Annotated in this window: 20 protein-coding genes; 13 read left to right on the forward strand and 7 right to left on the reverse strand. The window is 59.5% G+C overall.

Annotated elements, in window-relative coordinates; all coding sequences use genetic code 11:
• Nucleotides 1-18 precede the first annotated feature (18 nt).
• The 3 genes from B2A78_RS12185 (at nt 19) to rpiB (ending at nt 1,977) form a co-directional block, all read left to right on the forward strand.
• The gene (locus tag B2A78_RS12185) at nt 19-525 is read left to right on the forward strand and encodes a peroxiredoxin (RefSeq protein WP_077730266.1); all 507 of its coding nucleotides are present in this window, start codon (nt 19-21) and stop codon (nt 523-525) included.
• Nucleotides 526-625: 100 nt separating this feature from the next.
• A complete protein-coding gene (locus B2A78_RS12190; RefSeq protein ID WP_077730267.1) occupies nt 626-1,456 on the forward strand; it encodes an inositol monophosphatase family protein in 831 nt (276 codons plus the stop codon).
• Between the two features lie 92 nt (nt 1,457-1,548).
• Entirely contained in the window at nt 1,549-1,977 is a 429-nt protein-coding gene (gene rpiB, locus B2A78_RS12195) for a ribose 5-phosphate isomerase B (RefSeq protein WP_077730268.1), read from the forward strand.
• A 502-nt stretch (nt 1,978-2,479) separates the two neighbouring features.
• Here the strand turns inward: rpiB and B2A78_RS12200 are convergent.
• Nucleotides 2,480-3,103, reverse strand: coding sequence for a bifunctional 4-hydroxy-2-oxoglutarate aldolase/2-dehydro-3-deoxy-phosphogluconate aldolase (locus B2A78_RS12200; RefSeq protein ID WP_077730269.1), 624 nt, complete (start codon nt 3,101-3,103; stop codon nt 2,480-2,482).
• A gap of 41 nt (nt 3,104-3,144) precedes the next feature.
• A complete protein-coding gene (gene edd, locus B2A78_RS12205) occupies nt 3,145-4,965 on the reverse strand; it encodes a phosphogluconate dehydratase (protein WP_077730270.1) in 1,821 nt (606 codons plus the stop codon).
• 268 nt (nt 4,966-5,233) lie between these two features.
• Between edd and zwf the strand changes: the two genes are divergently transcribed.
• Nucleotides 5,234-6,709: a glucose-6-phosphate dehydrogenase gene (gene zwf, locus B2A78_RS12210; protein ID WP_166642659.1), complete on the forward strand. Its 1,476-nt coding sequence runs from the start codon at nt 5,234-5,236 to the stop codon at nt 6,707-6,709.
• A gap of 3 nt (nt 6,710-6,712) precedes the next feature.
• Nucleotides 6,713-7,420: a 6-phosphogluconolactonase gene (pgl, locus tag B2A78_RS12215; protein WP_077730271.1), complete on the forward strand. Its 708-nt coding sequence runs from the start codon at nt 6,713-6,715 to the stop codon at nt 7,418-7,420.
• 79 nt (nt 7,421-7,499) lie between these two features.
• Here the strand turns inward: pgl and B2A78_RS12220 are convergent, their stop codons facing one another.
• Nucleotides 7,500-8,243 (reverse strand): CHRD domain-containing protein, encoded by a 744-nt coding sequence (locus B2A78_RS12220; RefSeq protein ID WP_077730272.1) that lies wholly within the window; start codon nt 8,241-8,243, stop codon nt 7,500-7,502.
• Between the two features lie 389 nt (nt 8,244-8,632).
• On the opposite strand from B2A78_RS12220, the gene B2A78_RS12225 reads away from it, so the two are divergent.
• The 4 genes from B2A78_RS12225 to purD all read left to right on the forward strand — a co-directional run bounded on the left by B2A78_RS12225 (nt 8,633) and on the right by purD (nt 11,661).
• Nucleotides 8,633-9,085 carry a glutaredoxin domain-containing protein gene (locus B2A78_RS12225; protein ID WP_168175406.1) on the forward strand — a complete coding sequence of 151 codons (453 nt, stop codon included), beginning with the start codon at nt 8,633-8,635 and terminating at the stop codon, nt 9,083-9,085.
• A 119-nt stretch (nt 9,086-9,204) separates the two neighbouring features.
• Nucleotides 9,205-9,720 (forward strand): hypothetical protein, encoded by a 516-nt coding sequence (locus B2A78_RS12230; RefSeq protein ID WP_077730274.1) that lies wholly within the window; start codon nt 9,205-9,207, stop codon nt 9,718-9,720.
• A complete protein-coding gene (locus tag B2A78_RS12235) occupies nt 9,720-10,379 on the forward strand; it encodes a MarC family protein (RefSeq protein ID WP_077730275.1) in 660 nt (219 codons plus the stop codon). Before B2A78_RS12230 ends, B2A78_RS12235 begins: the two co-directional genes overlap by 1 nt.
• A 4-nt stretch (nt 10,380-10,383) precedes the next feature.
• Nucleotides 10,384-11,661 carry a phosphoribosylamine--glycine ligase gene (purD, locus tag B2A78_RS12240; RefSeq protein ID WP_077730276.1) on the forward strand — a complete coding sequence of 426 codons (1,278 nt, stop codon included), beginning with the start codon at nt 10,384-10,386 and terminating at the stop codon, nt 11,659-11,661.
• 19 nt (nt 11,662-11,680) lie between these two features.
• Here purD and B2A78_RS12245 read toward each other — a convergent pair whose 3' ends face one another.
• Entirely contained in the window at nt 11,681-12,370 is a 690-nt protein-coding gene (locus B2A78_RS12245) for a hypothetical protein (protein WP_240502504.1), read from the reverse strand.
• A gap of 199 nt (nt 12,371-12,569) precedes the next feature.
• On the opposite strand from B2A78_RS12245, the gene B2A78_RS12250 reads away from it, so the two are divergent.
• The 3 genes from B2A78_RS12250 to B2A78_RS12260 all read left to right on the forward strand — a co-directional run bounded on the left by B2A78_RS12250 (nt 12,570) and on the right by B2A78_RS12260 (nt 15,364).
• Nucleotides 12,570-13,574, forward strand: a complete 1,005-nt coding sequence (locus B2A78_RS12250; protein ID WP_077730278.1) for a MoxR family ATPase — start codon at nt 12,570-12,572, stop codon at nt 13,572-13,574.
• A 138-nt stretch (nt 13,575-13,712) separates the two neighbouring features.
• The gene (gene pyrE / locus B2A78_RS12255) at nt 13,713-14,354 is read left to right on the forward strand and encodes an orotate phosphoribosyltransferase (protein ID WP_077730279.1); all 642 of its coding nucleotides are present in this window, start codon (nt 13,713-13,715) and stop codon (nt 14,352-14,354) included.
• Entirely contained in the window at nt 14,351-15,364 is a 1,014-nt protein-coding gene (locus B2A78_RS12260; protein WP_077730280.1) for a DUF4124 domain-containing protein, read from the forward strand. Before pyrE ends, B2A78_RS12260 begins: the two co-directional genes overlap by 4 nt.
• 177 nt (nt 15,365-15,541) lie before the next feature.
• On the opposite strand, the gene argB is transcribed toward B2A78_RS12260, so the two are convergent.
• Genes argB through coaBC form a run of 3 tightly spaced genes read right to left on the reverse strand, consistent with a single transcriptional unit; the run spans nt 15,542 to nt 18,150 of the window.
• Nucleotides 15,542-16,450, reverse strand: coding sequence for an acetylglutamate kinase (gene argB, locus B2A78_RS12265; protein ID WP_077730281.1), 909 nt, complete (start codon nt 16,448-16,450; stop codon nt 15,542-15,544).
• Nucleotides 16,451-16,505: 55 nt separating this feature from the next.
• Nucleotides 16,506-16,961, reverse strand: coding sequence for a dUTP diphosphatase (dut, locus tag B2A78_RS12270; protein WP_077730282.1), 456 nt, complete (start codon nt 16,959-16,961; stop codon nt 16,506-16,508).
• The gene (coaBC, locus tag B2A78_RS12275; RefSeq protein ID WP_077730283.1) at nt 16,930-18,150 is read right to left on the reverse strand and encodes a bifunctional phosphopantothenoylcysteine decarboxylase/phosphopantothenate--cysteine ligase CoaBC; all 1,221 of its coding nucleotides are present in this window, start codon (nt 18,148-18,150) and stop codon (nt 16,930-16,932) included. Before coaBC ends, dut begins: the two co-directional genes overlap by 32 nt.
• 112 nt (nt 18,151-18,262) lie before the next feature.
• On the opposite strand from coaBC, the gene radC reads away from it, so the two are divergent.
• Entirely contained in the window at nt 18,263-18,937 is a 675-nt protein-coding gene (radC, locus tag B2A78_RS12280; protein ID WP_077730284.1) for a DNA repair protein RadC, read from the forward strand.
• The last annotated feature ends 22 nt before the right edge of the window (nt 18,938-18,959 follow it).

Genomic DNA, 18,959 nt, shown 5'->3' on the forward strand with positions numbered 1-18,959 from the left:
ACCACCTAAGGAGATGCCATGACCATCAAAGTTGGAGATCGCCTGCCCGAGGGCAAGCTGTACGAGTCTACCGAGTTCGACCCGGCTATCGGCTGTCCGATGAAGCCGCAACCGTTGAATGTCGGCGATCTCGTCAAGGGTAAAAAAATCGTGATTTTTGGCCTTCCGGGCGCGTATACGCCGACCTGCTCCGCGCAACATCTGCCCGGTTACGTCACGAACTTCGACAAGCTGAAAGCCAAGGATGTCGACGAAATCTGGTGCATGGCCGTCAACGATGCTTTCGTGATGGCTTCATGGGGCCGGGATCAGAAGGCCGGCGGCAAGGTGCGCATGATGGCCGACGGCAGCGCCGAATACACCCGGAAACTCGGACTCGAACTCGATTTGACCGAAAAAGGCATGGGTGTACGCTGCCAGCGCTTCGCGATGGTCGTCGACGATGGCGTCGTGAAGCATCTGGCCGTCGAGGCGCCTGGCAAATTCGAAGTCTCGAGCGCCGAGGCGATGCTCGCCCACTTATAAGAACGCCTTACTGTCTCCGGAGCCGCGGAAATCGTCACGCTGCGGCTCTTTCGCCGTCTGATGTAGAATGGCCGGCCTGTTTTCTTAACGGCACGGAACAATGCAATCAACCGATCCTTCGCTTACCGACATCCTTGGTGCCGCCGTCACGATCGCCCGTGGCGCAGGGGCCATTCTTCGAGAGGGATTCGAAACCCGTCGCGGCACTGCGGTGCAGTTCAAGACCAGCGATATCGACCCGGTCACCGAATACGACATCCGCAGCGAACAGTTCATCGTCGGCGAACTGCGCAAGCTTTTCCCTTCTCACCAAATTGTCGGCGAAGAGGGCGGAGCTTATCGCGCCGAGGAATCTCGCCCGCCTGCGCGGAATTACCTCTGGCACATCGATCCGCTCGACGGTACCGTGAACTTCGCGCACGGGTTTCCGATGTTCTGCGTATCGATGGGTTTGCTGATCGACGGCGTGCCTTCGCTCGGCGTGGTGTATAACCCCGCCACAGACGAGACATTCGCCGCCGCGCTCGGTTTGGGTGCCACGCGCAACGACCGGCCGATTCATGTGTCCGCGACGCCGGTGCTGAATCGTGCTCTGGTGATTACCGGTTTCTCCTACGATACCCATACCAGCGACAGCAATATGAAGAATTTCCTCGGCTTTCAGCGCAGCGCGCAAGCCACGCGGCGTATTGGTTCGGCCGCGCTCAACCTGTGCTATACGGCCACGGGACAGCTGGACGGACATTGGGAGATGAAGGTCAAGCCGCACGACATTGCGGCCGGCATCGTGCTGGTGCGCGAGGCGGGCGGTACCGTTACCGATTTCGACGGCGGCGACGAGATCTTGAGTACCGGCCGCATCGTTTCCAGCAACGGTCTGATTCATCGCGAGATGCTGGACGTCTTGAAAGCCGCCGACGATCGCGGTTGATGGAGGAGCTTCTCCCGCGGTTATACTTTTTCGCCCGCTGTCCCGGTGAAGGACGCGGGTGTCCGCCTACCTTAAATCAATAAGGAGTCATCATGAAAATCGGCATCGCTTCTGATCACGCGGGATTCGCCTACAAGGAAGAACTGCGTACTTGGCTAAGTTCTCTTGGCCATGAGGTCGTCGACTACGGCTGTTTCAGCGACGAACGAACCGATTATCCCACGTGGATTCGCCCGTGCGCCGTGGCTGTCGCCAACGGCGAAGTCGAGCGTGGCATCGTGCTGGGCGGCAGCGGGAACGGCGAGGCCATCGTTGCCAACCGAGTCAAGGGCTGCCGCTGCGGCTATTGCTTCAACGAGGAAACCGCCTATCTCACCCGGTTGCACAACGATGCCAACTGTATCGCCATGGGCCAGCGGATCATCAGTCTCGAAATGGCAAAGAAGATCGTCGAAACCTTCCTGTCCACCGAATTCGAAGGCGGCCGGCACGTGCCGAGGATCAAGGCGATCGATGAGTGATTCGGGATGCGGCGATGTCCCCGATAAGATGCCGCTAACCGAGAGCCGTAGGATGGGCAAAGGCCAACAGGCCGTGCCCATCTTTTCAGATGTTGGCAAAGGATTGCCGACCTCCGACTTTTTTCCGTCCCATTCGGTGGGTTACGGTGCGCGTCTAGCCATGCGGCCAAATCCGGTTTCTCGCTGGCGCACCTAACCCACCCTACCATCTGCGACAGCTCAGGGCGTAGGATGTGCTGAGGGACGAAGCGCCCTTCGACTAGGCTCAGGACAAGCATCAATCGCGAACCATGCGGTTCATGCCGGACCATCCCTGTCCGGCACCGTCCGGGCGATGCTGCCGCGCAAACCGGCCTTGCCACGCTACGCTTCGTTCAGCACGTCCTATGATCTGTTCGTAGGTCGGCAATCCTTTGCCGACAACGCCGCTAAAGCCACTGTCTGCGATTGGAAGGTCGCGACTAAAATGACTCTTCCGAACGGGCCAATCAGTCCTTTGTAATTACGGCTTGAGTGCCGAGGCTTCGCGAGCCAAGCGCGTGATTTCAGCCCAATTGCCGCTGGCGACCAAGTCTTTGGGGGTGAGCCAGGAGCCGCCCACGGCGACGACATTGGGAAGCTTGAAGAAATCCGGCGCGTTCTGCACGTTGATCCCGCCGGTCGGACAGAAACGCACGTTCGGAAACGGACCTCTGAACGAGTCGAGCATCTTGATGCCGCCCGCAGCCACGGCCGGGAAAAATTTCATGACGTCGAGGCCGGCTTCCAAGACTTGCATCACTTCGGACATGGTGGCAACGCCCGGGAAAAACGGCAGCTTGCTGTCTACGATCGCCTTCAGCAGGGTGGGCGTCGTGCCCGGCGAAACGCCGAATTGCGCACCGGCGGAAATCGCGGCATCGAGCTGAGCCGGCGTGGCGATGGTGCCGACGCCGACGATCGCGTCCGGGATTTCTTGCTTGATCACCCGTACGGCGTCCAGGCCGGCGGCGGTACGCAAGGTGATTTCTAATACGCGAATGCCGCCTTCCACCAAGGCGCGGGACAGCGGTACCGCGTCTTCCACGCGGTCCACCACCATCACGGGCATGACACTGGTCGCGGCAATGATCTGGTCAAGGTTCATAACAGGAATCTCTTCGTCGGTTGCAAAAAAGGAGAGCCGTGTCAGTCGTCGAACTGGAAAGTGGCGCCGCCGCGTTCCGCGGTGTCGGCCAGTTGGCGCAAGCCGGTGAACAGCTCCCGTCCGCAGCCGAACTGGTTGCGCGACAGGTCGGCCGTGGCGAGCTCGCGGCTGTTCCATTCGGCGGCCGGGACCTCGGCCTCCAGGCGGCCTTCCACCGCATCGAGCACCAGCATGTCGCCATCGCGCACCTTGGCGAGCGGGCCGCCCATCACGCACTCGGGCGAAATGTGAATCGCGGCTGGAACTTTTCCTGAGGCGCCGGACATGCGGCCGTCCGTAACCAGGGCCACCTTGAATCCGCGCTCCTGGAGGACCGCGAGCGAGGGGGTGAGCTGATGCAGTTCCGGCATGCCGTTAGCGCGCGGCCCCTGGAAACGGACTACGGCGATGAAGTCCCGTTCCAGCTCGCCGCGTTTGAAGGCGGCAATCAAGTCTTCCTGGTCGTCGAATACGATGGCGGGGGCGCGCACCACCCGGTTTTCGGGTGCGACGGCCGAGACCTTAATCACCCCGCGGCCGAGATTGCCGGTAACCAGGCGCAATCCGCCGTCCGAGCTGAACGGTTCGCCGGCCGGTGCCAGTACCGCGGTATCGAGGCTCTTCTCGCTGGCGGGGCGAAAGGCCAGCTGACCATTGTCGAGCCAGGGTTCTTCCGCCCAGCGGCGCAGACCCAGCCCCAGGACGGTCTGGACGTCTTCATGCAGAAGCCCTGCATCCAGCAGTTCGCGAATCAAAAAGCCCATACCGCCGGCGGCGTGGAAATGGTTGACATCCGCTTTGCCGTTGGGATAGACGCGGGCCAGCAGCGGAACGACCGCCGACAGATCGTTGAAGTCGTCCCAGTTGATTTCTATCCCGGCGGCTCGCGCGATGGCGATCAGGTGAATCGTGTGGTTGGTCGAGCCGCCCGTCGCCAGCAGGCCGACGATTCCGTTGACCACGGCGCGTTCGTCCACGACGTCGCACAGGCTCGGGGAGGATTTGTCCTGGGCGAGTCGTACTGCTTGCCGTGTGGCGGCGCGGGTCAATGCTTCGCGAAGTTCGGTGCCCGGGCTCACGAAGGCCGACCCGGGCAATTGCAGGCCCATGATTTCCATCAGCATCTGGTTGCTGTTGGCGGTGCCGTAGAACGTGCAGGTTCCGGCGCTGTGATAGGACGCCATCTCGGATTCGAGCAGGGCTTCTCGGCCGACCTTGCCTTCGGCGAACATCTGTCTGACTTTGGCTTTCTCGGCGTTCGACACCCCCGAGGCCATTGGACCGGCGGGCACGAAAATGGCGGGCAGATGCCCGAAACGCAGCGCTCCGATCAAAAGGCCCGGAACGATCTTGTCGCAGACGCCGAGGAACAGATTGGCATCGAACACGCGGTGGGCAAGCGCCACAGCGGTAGACATCGCGATCACGTCGCGCGAGAACAAGGAGAGTTCCATGCCGCTTTGGCCCTGAGTCACGCCGTCGCACATCGCCGGGACGCCGCCGGCAACCTGCGCGGTCGCCCCCGCTGCCCGCGCCTCGGCTTTAATCACCGCCGGGTATTGTTCGTACGGTTGATGCGCCGAGAGCATGTCGTTATACGCCGTCACGATGCCGATGTTCGGGACTGTGGCGGCTTTCAACACCAGTTTGTCATTGGTCGGCATCGCGGCGTAGGCATGCGCCACGTTGGTGCAGGCGATGCGATTGCGCTCGACGCCTTTCTGACGGGCGCGTTTCATGCGCTCCAGATAGGCCTGACGCTTGGTTTGGCTGCGGGCGCGAATGCGCTCGGTGACGGCGAGCAATGTGGGATGTAGGGACATATGTTTCCGGCTGAAGTGGCGTCTTGTTCGGGTTGCGTCGGCGATGGGCAAGAGCATGCCCTGCAACGGGGCGCAGGCGCCACATTTAATCCAAGCCGCAAAAGCGTGTCAAGAAACGCGGCCGTTCGGCCCAGGGGCGGCTGGACAGTGGGAGGGGCGGCGAGTAGTATTGCAAGGTTTTTTCATCCGGGTTTTCCGGGTCTGCCTTTATACAACATGAGCTCGGCCGAGCCATAATCGGCACGATCTTTAACAAGAGGTTTCTGCGGTGAGTCAGCTCCCATTTCCCCAATCGTTCAACCTGGTTTTTTTTGGCGGTGCCGGTGATCTGGTCACGCGCAAATTATTGCCGGCGATGTACCAGTGCCATAAGACCGGCCGGCTGGTGGAGTCGGGCCGCATCCTCTGTCTCGATCTGCTGGACCTGACGCAAGAGGCTTTCCTCGCCATGGTGGATGACAAGGTCAGGCAATTCGTGCCCAAGGCCGACTGGGACGATGCGGTGTGGGCGACGTTTCTCTCGCGCCTGACCTACCTGAAACTCGATGCCACCCAGCAGGAGCAATACGTGGCATTGAAAACCTTGCTGAAGCAGTCCCCTGCCGAGGTAACCGTATTCTATCTGTCCACCGCACCGTTCCTGTTTGCGACGATTTGCAGCAATCTCACCCGGCAAGGGCTTAATGGTCCGAATAGCCGCGTCGTGCTGGAGAAGCCGCTGGGGCACGATCTGGCATCGAGCAATGCGATCACCGCGGATGTGGATCGGTTCTTCTACGAAAAACAAGTCTATCGAATCGATCATTACCTGGGTAAGGAGTCGGTACAGAACCTGATGGCGCTGCGCTTCGGCAACTCGTTGTTCGAACCGCTGTGGCGCCGAATGTGGATCAGCAACGTTCAGATCACGATTGCCGAAGATGTCGGAATCGGCAGCCGCGGAGGGTTCTACGACAAAACCGGCGCATTGCGCGACATGGTGCAAAACCATTTGCTGCAACTGTTGTGTTTTGTCGCGATGGAGCCGCCGGCCAGCCTCGATTCCGACGCGATCCGCAACGAAAAGCTCAAGGTGCTCGAGTGTCTGGTGCCGTTCACTCGGGAAGATGTTTTGACCAAGACCGTACGCGGGCAATACCGCGCGGGCGTTTCGGGCGGCCGTCAGGTGAAGGGATATTTGGAAGAGGACAATATCCCGGCCGGCAGCAAGACGGAAACCTTCGTGGCCATCAAGGCGGAGATCGCCAATTGGCGTTGGGCCGGAGTGCCGTTTTATCTGTTCACCGGTAAACGCTTGCCGACTCGGTTGGCTGAAATCGTTGTCCATTTCCATGATGTGCCGCATCATATCTTTCCTCTGCCGAGCAGCGGTTCGCGCGCGCCGTCCAAGCTGGTCATCCGCCTGCAGCCGGACGAATACATTCGTTTGTACCTCAACGCCAAGGCACCGGGCGATTCGATGGAGCTTCAGCCGGTGTCGCTCGATCTCGACTTCTCGGGAAAATTCAAGGGCCGCCGGGCCGAGGCATACGAACGCCTGCTGCTCGATACCATCCGTGGCAACCAGGCGCTGTTCGTGCGCCAGGACGAGCTGGAGCTGGCCTGGCGCTGGGTCGAGCCGATTCTGAACACGTGGGCCGCCGATCCGAGCGGTCCGAAACCTTATGCGGCAGGAACCTGGGGGCCGTCCGCATCTTCCGAGCTGCTGTCGCGCGACGGTTTTGGCTGGCATGACGAGGGTTAAGACATGGTAGACATTCGATGGTTTGACGATAACGCAAGCCTCGCACCGGCACTCGCCGCCGCGGTGGCTGCCGACTTGCGCGCGGTGTTGCAGACCGAGCCTCGGGCCGCGTTGGCCGTATCGGGCGGCCGGTCGCCGGTGCCCGTGTTCGAAGCTTTGCGCGACGAAGACTTGGACTGGGCACGCGTGGTCGTCACGCTAGTGGACGAGCGATGGGTGCTTGAAACCGATCCGGCCAGCAATGCCGCCCTGGTCAAGACTCATCTGCTGCAAGGTCGCGCGGCGGCGGCTCGTTTCGTGCCGCTCTATACCGGCAATGCGTCCGCCGAAGACGCCGAGGCGATCTTGGCTGCCACTTTCGAAAGCCTGCCCCTGCCATTCGCGGCGCTGATTCTCGGCATGGGAGACGACGGTCACACCGCCTCGCTATTCCCAGCCAGTCCCAATTTAGACGCCGGTTTGGCTCTGGGAGGTTCGGTCGCGGATACGCCGCCCTGTCTCGCTCAAGTGGGCGCAGTCGCGCCAACCGAACGCATGAGTATGACCTTGCCTTGGATTTTGCACGCCCGACGAGTCTATCTACAGTTCGGCGGCGCCAATAAGGCGGAGGTGTTCACTGCCGCGCTGGCTGAGCCGAACCGTCAATACCCCGTGAGCTTCGTGCTCACGCAAACGCAGACGCCCGTGGTGGTGTTCGCTGCAAGAAGCTGAGTCAAAAAACTACGGCGCATCGGCCGATCGTGCGGCGCGTCGTCTTTTAACGTGCACGAAGGTCATTGAAGGCTCGTTTCTACGGGGGATTCAAGCCCGAGGACGGAAAGGTCGACATATCTCTGAGGGGCGGATTAAAGCTCGAGGACGGAAATTCTCTCAGCGGCGGATTGAAACCGCTCGGCTGCGAGATCACGGTTACGGGCGATTCGGTCACGATTCTGACGACGGTGCCGGATTCTCCGCCGATCTGCAAGGGCACTCGGGCGACGGAATCGGGCGTTCCGGTCAGCGACAATAAGATCAAATCACCCGAGCTTACCTGTGCCTGCCCCCGGATTTCTCCTTCCGGAAATGCGGCCGAGCTGACATTCACGAAGATGTTGCCGTCTCTCATGGCCGCAGCCAAATCCGGAAGCGTGGCTATGTTTCTTCCGATCGTGGAAACGCAATCTACCCCTTGAATGATATTGGCTCCGGTTATGGTCGATTGTACTTGCAGTGTGCCGTCCCATCTGCCCTGAATCGCATTCAGAAGCGGAACGATTGCGGGCCCGTGCGCGCCTACTGGACCGCAATGCAGCTGGATTCCGGTGACGTTTACCCCATTGGTGAGAGCCAAGATGAACGACATCACGGTTTCGTCCGGATTGAATTCGAAACCCGCTTGGCCCGACATCGAGGTGGTCACTGGTGCGGGTATTTCCTCGGAACCGCTGAGAACAGCGTCGAACCGAAGGGGCAAGGTGTTTCCGTTGCTTCCATGAGCCATGCCCGCGGCAATAATCGAACAGAGCAGTATCGGTACAGTGCGGCGGTTCACGTCTGATCTCCTTAGTCGTATCTGTCCACCGGAAACATCGAGCGAACGCGAATCTCCCACGTAACAACGACGTCGATGACTTTTCCCGGCAATCCAAGTGCACTGTCGGTTTTCTCTAGGATAAGGCTTTAACCTGAGACAAATACTTTTCCGGAGATGTTCCGAATGATGTCGGGGCGGGTCGCCCCAATCGAACGTTTGTAGTGTTGATCGTCGAAGGCTCGGAAGTGTAAACAGTCGTACCCGATGCGCTATAGTTGCTCCTTCGAATGTTTTCGCAGAATGGCCTTAAGAAGATGGAGACAAGGGCTGCCAGACGTGTCCGCTTATACGGGACGTTGCGGTTTCGCCGGACTCGTCAGGCCCGATACACGCTACCGGAGGGTTTAATGAAGAAATGCTTGTCCTTCGTTGTTCTGTGCTTTGTCGTCGCTTTCGGTTCCGCGAGTAAAGCCGAGGTATATAAGGTAACGGGTCCCGACGGAAAAGTGACGTACACCGATAGTCGTGCGGAAGGCGGCAACAGTGCCAAAGTCGAACTCGTCGAGATTGACTCTTACTCGGGCTCGCCCGAAGTTTCATCGGTTGAAGGCGCCGCGGTATCCCAGAAAGTGACGATTTTTACCACCGAATGGTGCGGCGTGTGCCGGAAGGCGAAATCGTATATGGCAAGCCACGGTATTGCCTACGATGAATTCGATATCGAGAAATCTCGGTCCGCCAAGACTCGATTCGATCAACTCGGTGGCAGGGCCGTTCCGGTCATCCTGGTCGGAAATGAAAAAATGACCGGATTTTCCCCGACGAAGCTTGAGACCATGCTGAAGGACGCTGGCATTTGATTTTCGAATCCGCCGTAGTATCCGATCGTGTAGAGATGCCGCAGGGACATCTACCGGGGAGAAGGTCGGCGTTTACGGAATCCAAGAGTTCATTTGACTTATGCAAGGGATGAGAAGATATGCAGCCGGAGAAGCAGAGAGTTTCGATTGTTCGATGGGCCCGGTGGGCCATAGTCATTGCTGTCGCGTTGGTCGTATTGATCGTGGCCGCCTTGTTTATCGTGGGCAGAAAACCGCCTACCGAAGAGGTTATCCCGCCGGTTCCGCCGGCGCCTCAGGAGCCCGGTAGAGCACCGATTCCGGAGCCGCAAGTAGAGGTTCCGGCTGCGGTCGAAATTTCCATCGCGGGACAGGGCGGGCCTGGTTGCGAAGCCGAGAAGAATGCACACGAAGTGATCGTCAAGGAAATGGGCGGGAAGGATATTTTCGACGCTTACGAAAAAGGCGTGTTGCTGACCGACGAGGAAGGCGTGACGAATAAGTATTACTTGGATGTCGATGGCGTGCCGGAAGACAAGAAGTCCCAACTGCCGGTCCTGTTCGCAACGGGAAACCATCTGAAAGTGCGATATGTGATTTGCGGGAGCGGAGGACTTCGGTTTCTGACGTCCGTACAGGCGCAGCCGAACGGTTGATGGAAGAAGGCTTGTTTCAGTTTGCGCTAACGGCTTTTCTGACTTTGGCCGTGGTCGTTGATCCGCCCGGCGCGGCACCGATGTTTATCGCTTTGACCCGCGGACTGGGAAAAAGCGAGCGGCGCAAGACCTTGAGCCGCGCTTTGCTCATCGCTTTCGGCGTAACGGTTTTTTTTCTGCTGGCCGGCAAATATCTGCTCGCGCATCTCGGGGTTACCGTGCACGCGTTCGCGATCAGCGGAGGCATTCTCCTTTTCGTGACCGCAATGCCCATGCTGTTCGGGCAGCGTGCCGGCCTTCAGGCGCCTAAAGTCGAGGAAAAGCGCACGGCAGGCGAAGACATCGCGATTTTCCCGCTCGCAATACCCTTGCTTTCCGGGCCCGGCACCATTACCGCCGTTCTGCTGCTAGCCAATAGAGCCGGTACGGATACCCGTCGCATGAGCGTGCTTGCCGGCGTCATCGCCGCAATTTATCTGATCACGTGGTTGCTGTTGTACGTCAGCGAAATCGTTACGGGATACCTCGGCGAAAGCAAGGTGCATATTATTACCCGCGTCCTTGGCATCGTGCTTGCGGCGCTTGCGGCGCAATTCGTTCTCAACGGCATCGCGGGTTTTTACCATTCTTTGATCCATCCTTTAAATCAACTGCAATAAAACCATGAAAGTACTGATAGTCGGCGGCGGCGGACGTGAGCACGCTTTAGCCTGGAAAGCAGCGCAGTCTCCCAAAGTGGAGACGGTTTTCGTCGCACCCGGCAATGCCGGAACGCTTGCCGAGCCGAAAGTGGAGAATCGTCCGATTGCGGCCGAGGATATTCCGGGCTTGTTGGCATTCGCTAAGGAGCGGGCCATCGATCTTACGATCGTCGGTCCCGAAGCTCCGTTGGTGGCCGGCATCGTGGACGAATTCCGCGCGGCGGGGCTCAAGTGCTTCGGCCCCACTCGGCTTGCCGCGCAGCTTGAGGGCTCCAAGGCATTCTGCAAGGATTTTCTGGCTCGCCACGGTATTCCGACCGCCGGATACCAAACGTTTACGGCGGTCGACGAGGCGGTCGCCTATATCCGGCGAAAAGGTGCGCCGATCGTGATCAAGGCGGACGGATTGGCCGCCGGCAAGGGTGTGGTCATTGCTCAGTCGGAACAGGAGGCGGTAGATGCCGTAACCGACATGTTGTCGGGCAATGCCTTCGGTTCTGCGGGCCATAGAGTCGTGGTCGAGGAATTCCTGAGGGGCGAGGAAGCCAGCTTCATCGTCATGGCCAACGGGCTGGACGTCCTGCCCATGGCGACGTCCCAGGATCACAAGGCGCGGGACGACGGAGACAAAGGCCCCAATACCGGCGGTATGGGCGCTTATTCGCCGGCCCCGGTGGTGACGCCGGAAATCCATGATCGCATCATGAAGGAAGTGATCGAGCCCACGCTGCGCGGAATGGCGGCGGACGGCATCCCTTACTCCGGCTTTCTTTATGCCGGGGTGATGATCACGCCGGACGGCACGCCCAAGGTGCTCGAGTTCAACTGCCGTTTCGGCGACCCCGAAACCCAGCCGATCATGATGCGGCTCAAGAGCAATCTGGTCGATCTGTGTCTTGGCGCAGTGGAAGGACGCTTGAGCCGGGTTAGTGCCGAATGGGACGAGCGCGCCTCGTTGGGCGTCGTATTGGCGGCGGGCGGATACCCCTTCGACTATGCCAAGGGCGACGAAATCCAAGGTTTGCCGGAGAAGGCGAGTGCGGATACCAAAGTCTTTCATGCCGGTACGGCGCGGTCGGACGGCAAGATCGTTACGGCCGGAGGACGCGTGCTCTGTGTGTGCGCCTTGGGCGAATCCGTTCTGGAAGCTCAGCGGAAAGCGTATGAACAGGTGCGAGAAATCCGCTGGGAAAACATGTATTACCGCACCGACATCGGCTACCGGGCTATAGGCCGCTGACCGGGCTGAAGATGGGCGATCAGCGCGGCGCGGTTTTTAGCGGCAGGTTCACGACCTGCGGATAACCGTCGAGTTCGAGCCCGATGCGCAGGATTTTGGCGCTTCGGGCTTCTTCTTTTCCGGGAAAAAACAGATAGCCGTAAGCCAGTTCCCCTGGTCGTAATCGCTGGTTGCGCAGCGATTTTCCGATCAAATCCCGGCGTATGCGGTCTTCCAGGTCTTGCGAGTCTTGTCCTCCGCCGACGATTGCTCCGACACCGGCGCCCGCGGCGGCGTGTTCGGGCAGATTGTTGCTGAGTCCGTCGCCAAACCCGCCGTACAAGATCATCCCGATAGCGAACGAGGTCAGCGCACCGGCACCGGCGCCCCATGCGGCGCCTCGCGCCGCATTGCCCATCAGGGTGCCGAACTGCATGGCACTCGCCACGCGGTTATGGGCTTGCTCGCCGGTCAGCAGCGGCCACGCCTGGGCATCCTGATCGATCAGAAACGTTTGCTGCGGGTTGACCCTGACGACGCTCGCGCTTTGATTATCGATGAGGAGACGTACCGGGAGTAGTCCGGCTTTGCGTATGTCGAATCCGAACGCTTGCTCTGCCTGTTCGGGATCAGCGTAAGCTTCTGCCGCCACACGAGCGCCCTCCACGTCCACGTGATCGCGGTTCGACGAGGGCAGCGGCACGGGAGGAATGCGGTTCTCATAGGTCATACAGGAAACCAGCAGGGCGCACATCAATAAAAGCGCGCGTCGGCCGGCCGGGAGGAAAATCGGTAGTGTCGGAGATTGTTTCATTTTCTGAGAGGCCGGATCGGAGCAATCCGCGCGCTGCGGGACGATGACTTCAATTATAATCCATCGTTTTGAAGCGCCTGCGAATCGACTCACTCAAGAGGGATATACGTTACTCATGTTTCAAGAGAACGAAATTTCCGAAAGGACTTTATCGCCCGCTCAACAGGATGTGCAACGGCTCTTCCAGTTTGTGGCGGCCCAGGTAATCGGACAGGATACTCTGATCGAGCGGATGCTGATCGCGCTGCTCGCGGATGGGCACATTCTCGTGGAAGGTGCGCCCGGCCTTGCCAAGACTCGGGCGATCAACGTGCTGAGCCGGGCCGTCGAGGGCGATTTTCACCGCATTCAATTTACCCCGGACTTGCTGCCGGCCGATCTGACCGGCACCGAGATCTATCGTCCTCAGGACGGTTCGTTCCATTTTCAGCCCGGACCGTTGTTCCATAATTTGGTGCTGGCCGACGAGATCAACCGTTCGCCGGCCAAGGTGCAGTCGTCCCTGCTCGAAGCGATGGCGGAACGCCAGATTACCGTCGGTCGCGTGACCTACAAGCTGCCGGATCTGTTCATGGTGATGGCGACACAAAATCCCATCGAACAGGAAGGAACGTATCCGCTGCCCGAGGCGCAGTTGGACCGTTTCATGCTGTATATCCGGATCGGTTATCCCGAAGCCCAGTACGAGCGCGCGATTCTGCGGCTGGTGCGGGAAGAATCCCGGCGCGGACGTGCCGCCTCGGAGGCGGAGTTCAAGTCCGTCAGCCAAGAGACCTTGTTTACGGCGCGGCAAGAAGTGCTCGATCTCTATATGGCCGATACCCTGGAGGAATATCTGCTGCAACTGGTGCTGAGTACCCGCAACCCCGGAGCTTACGGCAAGGAACTCGAACGCTGGCTGCAATACGGCGCGAGTCCCCGCGCCAGCATAGCCCTGGACCGGTGCGCCCGTGCCCGAGCCTGGCTGTACGGACGCGATTACGTGACGCCCGAGGACATTCAATCCATTGCTCCGGACGTGCTGCGCCATCGCTTGATCTTGAGCTATGAGGCGGAAGCGGAAGGCGTGTCGTCGGACCGCGTTGTCCAGGAGCTGCTTCGCCGGGTAGCCGTGCCTTAACCGGGCCGCTTGCGCCGATGTGCTAAAGTTCAATAAGCACATCAGACCCTTTTCGTCGGCGAAGCGGTGCGAAATCATCGTCGCTACTCGCTCGCCGGCGGCTTTAGAAAACGAGATTACAGAGATATAGCCCGATACATGCAGCCATTCCAAGCGGAATTTATCGAATACGCACTCCAATGCGGCGTCTTGCGCTTCGGTGATTTCACCCTGAAGTCCGGTCGGCACAGTCCGTATTTCTTCAATACCGGGCTCTTCGACACCGGAGCCCGTCTGGCAAAGCTCGGCGAGTTCTATGCTAAGACCATGTTGCACGAGGGCATCAAGGCCGATGTCTTGTACGGCCCGGCTTATAAAGGTATCCCCCTGGTTTGCGCCGCGGCCATGGCCCTGGCCCGGGAAACCGGGGAGGAAGTCCCGTTCGCCTTCAATCGCAAGGAGGCCAAGGATCACGGCGAGGGCGGTTCGCTCGTGGGAGCGCCGCTTACAGGTTCGGTGCTGATCGTCGACGACGTGATTACGGCTGGTACCTCGGTGAGGGAGTCGGTGGACATCATCCGGGCTGCCGGGGCGGTACCAAGCGGCGTTCTGATCACCCTGGATCGGCAGGAAAAGGGACGGGGCGAGCTTTCCGCGGTGCAGGAAGTCGCCAATCAGTTTCAGTTGCCGGTTTATTCCATCGTCACGCTGCGCAATATTCTCGAATTTCTTCAGAAGGCCAATCGTCGCACGGACGTTGAAGCGATTCGGGAATACCAGTCCCGATTCGGCGTGTTATGACACCTCTAACCGGTTTTCGCGTTGCCTGGATCACGTTTGCCGTCGCCGTTTATGGGGCGGGCAGCGATGCCGCGACTTACCGGTGGGTCGACGAAAAAGGCGCCGTGCATTACTCCGACCGGGTTCCGCCCGAGGAGGCCAAGCACCGCCGCTCCAAGCTCGATGCCCAAGGGCATGAGGTGGAAGTGCTCGAGGGGGCCAAGTCGCCGGAGCAAATCGAGGGCGAAAACCGACTCAAGCAGTTGCGTCTCGACCAGGAGCGGATTTTGGCCGGGCAACGCGATCGAGACTTGGCGCTGCTCAGAACCTACCGCAGCGAGGAGGAGATCAACCTGGCCTTGCAAGGAAAATTGAACATGCTGGATTCCTTGATCAAGGTGACCGAAGCCAATAAACAGCGCCAACAGGCGTTATTGGACGGACAGGAAAAGCGCGCCGCAGATCTGGAGAAAAAAGGTCAGGCGATTCCGAAAAATCTACGCGACACAATGGAAGCGGCACGACGACAGATCGCCGGTCACGAGGCGAAAATAAAGCGCATCGAAGCCGAAAAAGCCTCAATTTCGGATAGCTTTGCCAAGGACATCGCCCGCTTCAAAGCGATCAACGACCCGAAGCGCGGCTTGAGATGGCATCAAACCTGGATCGAGTCGCCGAATAGCGCGGATAAGTCCGATACCGGGAACATCATCGTCAGCGCTGTTTCCTGCTCAGCGGGAGCGATGTGCGACAAGGCGTGGAGCCTTGCGCGAGCTTACCTGCTCGAACATACCGATACGCCGTTATCCATCGATAACGACAAAATCCTGCAAACGGCGGCTCCCCGTGACGAGCGGGAGTTCACTACAACCGTTACCCGCATCACCCGCAAAACCGAGAACGTCATTTTTCTCGACATACGGTGCCGGCCGTCGACAGTCGGCGAAACGCTTTGCGCAAGCCCCGAAGTTCGCCAGATCCGTGCCGGTTTCAAGCCTTACGTAGAGGCCGGTTTGGCCGGTCCTGGGTGAGTTTCGTGAGCGGGCACCTCGAAAAACTTCGAGGTGCTCGTACGGGGCAGTGATGCCCCGTCGTTTTCGGCCGCGTAAGCGGCTGAAAACGTAAGCCAAGCCGAAACCGCGTTTGGGCTTGGCGAAGAGAAAAACCGCCGGGAAGGCGGTTTTTCGAGGTTTCAAGCGCCGGTTCCGTTAGCGACGCATCAGGAGCGTGCCGATCCCCTGATCGGTGAAAAGCTCCAACAGCACGGCGTGGTCGATCCGTCCGTCGATGATGTGAACGCTGGCGACGCCGCCTTTGAGAGCGTCCGTGGCGCAGCGCACCTTCGGGATCATGCCGGAGGTAATGGTGCCGTCCGAGATCAAATCATCCACTTCGGACAGGGATAGCCCGGTCAATAGACTTCCTTCCTTGTCCAGAATGCCCTTGGTGTTGGTTAAAAGTATCAGCTTTTCGGCTTTCAAGACCTCCGCCATTTTGCCCGCCACCAAGTCGGCATTGATGTTGTAGGAAAAACCGTCGGCACCGACGCCGATCGGTGCGATGACCGGGATGAAATCGCCCTGTACCAGCATGTCCACCACGGACGGGTCGATGCTCTCGACCTCGCCGACATGGCCCAGATCGATGATCTCGGGTTCCTCGGTTTCCGGAGAACGTTGCTTGACCACGATCTTGCGGGCACGCACTAAGTCGCCGTCCTTGCCGCTCAGTCCGACCGCCGAACCGCCATGCCGGTTGATCAAATTGACGATTTCCTTGTTGACCAGGCCGCCGAGCACCATTTCGACTACATCCATGGTTTCGGCATCGGTCACCCGCATGCCTTGCACGAATTCGCTGGTCTTGCCCAAACGTTGCAGCAGATTGCCGATTTGGGGGCCGCCGCCGTGGACGACGACCGGATTGATGCCGACGAGCTTCAGCAACACGATGTCCCGGGCGAAGCTGTTCTTGAGCCGTTCCTCGGTCATGGCATTGCCGCCGTACTTGACGACTACGGTCTTGCCTTTGAAGCGCCGGATGTAAGGCAGCGCTTCGATCAGGACGTGCGCGATGTGGGTTGCGGAGTTGATTTCGATGGACTCTTGCTTTTTCACGGATGACTCCAGGAGAGTGGGGCGGAAGCACGCTGTTCCGCCGGATGTCTGAATCCTATTGATGCCCCGTATGTCCGAAGCCCCCAGCGCCTCTTCGGCTGGTTTCGAAGTCATCGACCCGTTCGAATTCCACCTGCACTACCGGCACGAACACCATCTGCGCAACACGGTCGCCGATCTGGATTTCGAAGGATTCGGTTCCCCGGTTCCAGCAGGAGACGAAAACCTGGCCCTGGTAATCGGAATCGATCAGGCCGACCAAATTGCCGAGCACGATGCCGTGCTTGTGTCCGAGCCCCGAGCGCGGCAACAGTACGGCGGCGAGATTGGGGTCTTCGATGTGGATGGCGAGCCCCGTCGGAATCAGTTTGGATTCGCCCGGTTCGAGCCGTAGCGGTTCGTCGAGGCAGGCCCTAAGATCCAGCCCGGCCGCGCCGGAGGTGGCGTAATGGGGCAGGGGAATCTCGCTCCCGAGGCGCTTATCGAGAATCTTTAACTGAATTTTGCGCATGATAACGTTCGGCAATGAGTCGTATGAGTTGTTCGGCAATGGTTTTCTTCGGAGCTAGCGGCAAATAGGTATGACCGCCGTTCCAGCAAACGAAGAGCGCGTTGTCGTCGTTTTCGAATCCGCCTTTGTCACGCCCGACCCAGTTGGCGGCCACCATGTCCAGCGATTTGGCCGCCAGCTTGTGCCGGGCATAGTCTTCGAGTTTATCGGTCTCGGCGGCGAAGCCCACGGTGAACGGGCGTTTCGGCGAGGCGCTGACGGCGCTCAGTATGTCCTGGGTCTTGCGCAGTGTCAGAACCATCTCCGACTGGTTTTTCTTGATTTTTTGGTTCGCTGTGGTTTCCGGGGAATAGTCAGCCACCGCCGCGGCGCCGATATAGATATTGGCGGACGGGACCTTGTCCATGACGCAGCGGTACATGTCCGCGGCGCTCTCGACCCATGAGACCTCGTGTACGTTCGGGACCTTCAGGGCCGTGGGGCCGGTCACCAGACTGACCTTCGCGCCAGCCCGCCCGGCGGCCTCCGCAAGCGCGTAGCCCATCTTGCCCGAGCTTCGGTTGCTGATGTAACGCACCGGATCAATCGGTTCGCGGGTAGGGCCAGCGCTGATCAGGACCGACAGTCCGGCCAGAACCCCGCCTCCGAAGAAGCTTTCCAACTCCTCCAAAATCCGTTGCGGTTCTAAGAGCCGGCCCATGCCGACCTCGCCGCAGGCCTGATCGCCTTCCGCCGGCCCGAGTATTCGAACGCCCCGGTCGGACAGGCGGCGGACGTTCTCTTGGGTCGCCGGGTTGTCCCACATGGCCTGGTTCATGGCGGGGGCGAAGGCGATCGGGGCGCGGGTTGCCAGGCACACCGTCGACAAAAGATCGTCGCCGAGTCCGATCCGGAGCTTGGCAATGAAATCGGCCGTGGCCGGCGCGATCAGCACCAGATCCGCCCACCGGGCCAGGCTGATATGCCCCATGGCCGATTCCTCGCCGGTATCGAGCAACTCGGTATGCACCGGATTGCCAGAAAGCGCCTGAAACGTCAGCGGAGAGACGAAAGCCGTCGCTGCATGGGTCATGACGACCCGTACCGAGGCGCCGGCATTACGCAAAAGTCTGGTCAGTTCGGCAGCTTTGTAGGCGGCGATACCGCCCGTAACACCCAAAACGATGTTTTTACCGGTGAGATAGGTCAATGTTGGCTGGTTTCGATAAGAGGTTGAGCCGCCGCATTATGGCAAGTTTGCGTTACGGCTTCTATGCTTTGCTGCGATTCGGTTTGAAACACTTTATTGGACGGGGGGAGCTATGCCCATCACGGATTGGCCCGACGACGAAAGACCGCGGGAAAAGCTGCTTCAAAAAGGACCGCTGGCGTTGTCGGATGCGGAGCTGCTGGCGATTTTCCTGCGCACGGGGGTCAAAGGCAAGACTGCGGTGGATCTGTCTCGCGAACTGCTCAACGAGTTCGGCTCGCTGAGGGCATTGCTGGAAAGCGACTTCGAACGGTTCAGCCGCAGCCGCGGGCTCGGGACGGCCAAATATGCCTTGCTTCAGGCCGTGCTCGAAATGGCCCGAAGACATCTCAAGGAGACGCTCCGGCGCGGAAGCGCGCTAACCAGTCCCGACCTGACCCGCCGCTATCTCGCCGCGCAGTTGCGCAGCCATCCTCACGAGGTATTCGCGGCTCTCTTTCTCGACAATCAGCACCGGATCATCGAATTTGAAGAACTGTTCCGGGGCACCATAGATGGAGCCAGCGTCTATCCTAGGGAAGTGGTTAAAAAGGCCTTGTCCTTCAATGCCGCGGCCGTGATATTCGCCCACAACCATCCTTCGGGCATCGCCGAACCCAGCGAGGCCGACAAGCACATCACGCACAGGCTCAAGCAAGCCTTGTCGCTCATCGATATACGCGTGCTCGATCATTTCATCGTTGGTGACGGGGAAGCCTATTCTTTCGCTGAGCACGGGTTGATATAGTGCGTTGCTAAGCGATCTTGTC

Origin of the sequence: Methylocaldum sp. 14B, from assembly GCF_002005105.1 — a bacterium.
Lineage (GTDB): Bacteria > Pseudomonadota > Gammaproteobacteria > Methylococcales > Methylococcaceae > Methylocaldum.

Bases quoted from the DNA above. Each gene is read 5' to 3' on its own strand.
- B2A78_RS12185 (WP_077730266.1), top strand. From the start codon at position 19: ATGACCATCAAAGTTGGAGATCGCCTGCCCGAGGGCAAGCTGTACGAG.
- B2A78_RS12190 (WP_077730267.1), top strand. From the start codon at position 626: ATGCAATCAACCGATCCTTCGCTTACCGACATCCTTGGTGCCGCCGTC.
- rpiB (WP_077730268.1), top strand. From the start codon at position 1,549: ATGAAAATCGGCATCGCTTCTGATCACGCGGGATTCGCCTACAAGGAA.
- B2A78_RS12200 (WP_077730269.1), bottom strand. From the start codon at position 3,103: ATGAACCTTGACCAGATCATTGCCGCGACCAGTGTCATGCCCGTGATG.
- edd (WP_077730270.1), bottom strand. From the start codon at position 4,965: ATGTCCCTACATCCCACATTGCTCGCCGTCACCGAGCGCATTCGCGCC.
- pgl (WP_077730271.1), top strand. From the start codon at position 6,713: ATGGTAGACATTCGATGGTTTGACGATAACGCAAGCCTCGCACCGGCA.
- B2A78_RS12225 (WP_168175406.1), top strand. From the start codon at position 8,633: ATGAAGAAATGCTTGTCCTTCGTTGTTCTGTGCTTTGTCGTCGCTTTC.
- B2A78_RS12230 (WP_077730274.1), top strand. From the start codon at position 9,205: ATGCAGCCGGAGAAGCAGAGAGTTTCGATTGTTCGATGGGCCCGGTGG.
- B2A78_RS12235 (WP_077730275.1), top strand. From the start codon at position 9,720: ATGGAAGAAGGCTTGTTTCAGTTTGCGCTAACGGCTTTTCTGACTTTG.
- purD (WP_077730276.1), top strand. From the start codon at position 10,384: ATGAAAGTACTGATAGTCGGCGGCGGCGGACGTGAGCACGCTTTAGCC.
- B2A78_RS12245 (WP_240502504.1), bottom strand. From the start codon at position 12,370: ATGACCTATGAGAACCGCATTCCTCCCGTGCCGCTGCCCTCGTCGAAC.
- B2A78_RS12250 (WP_077730278.1), top strand. From the start codon at position 12,570: ATGTTTCAAGAGAACGAAATTTCCGAAAGGACTTTATCGCCCGCTCAA.
- pyrE (WP_077730279.1), top strand. From the start codon at position 13,713: ATGCAGCCATTCCAAGCGGAATTTATCGAATACGCACTCCAATGCGGC.
- B2A78_RS12260 (WP_077730280.1), top strand. From the start codon at position 14,351: ATGACACCTCTAACCGGTTTTCGCGTTGCCTGGATCACGTTTGCCGTC.
- dut (WP_077730282.1), bottom strand. From the start codon at position 16,961: ATGCGCAAAATTCAGTTAAAGATTCTCGATAAGCGCCTCGGGAGCGAG.
- radC (WP_077730284.1), top strand. From the start codon at position 18,263: ATGCCCATCACGGATTGGCCCGACGACGAAAGACCGCGGGAAAAGCTG.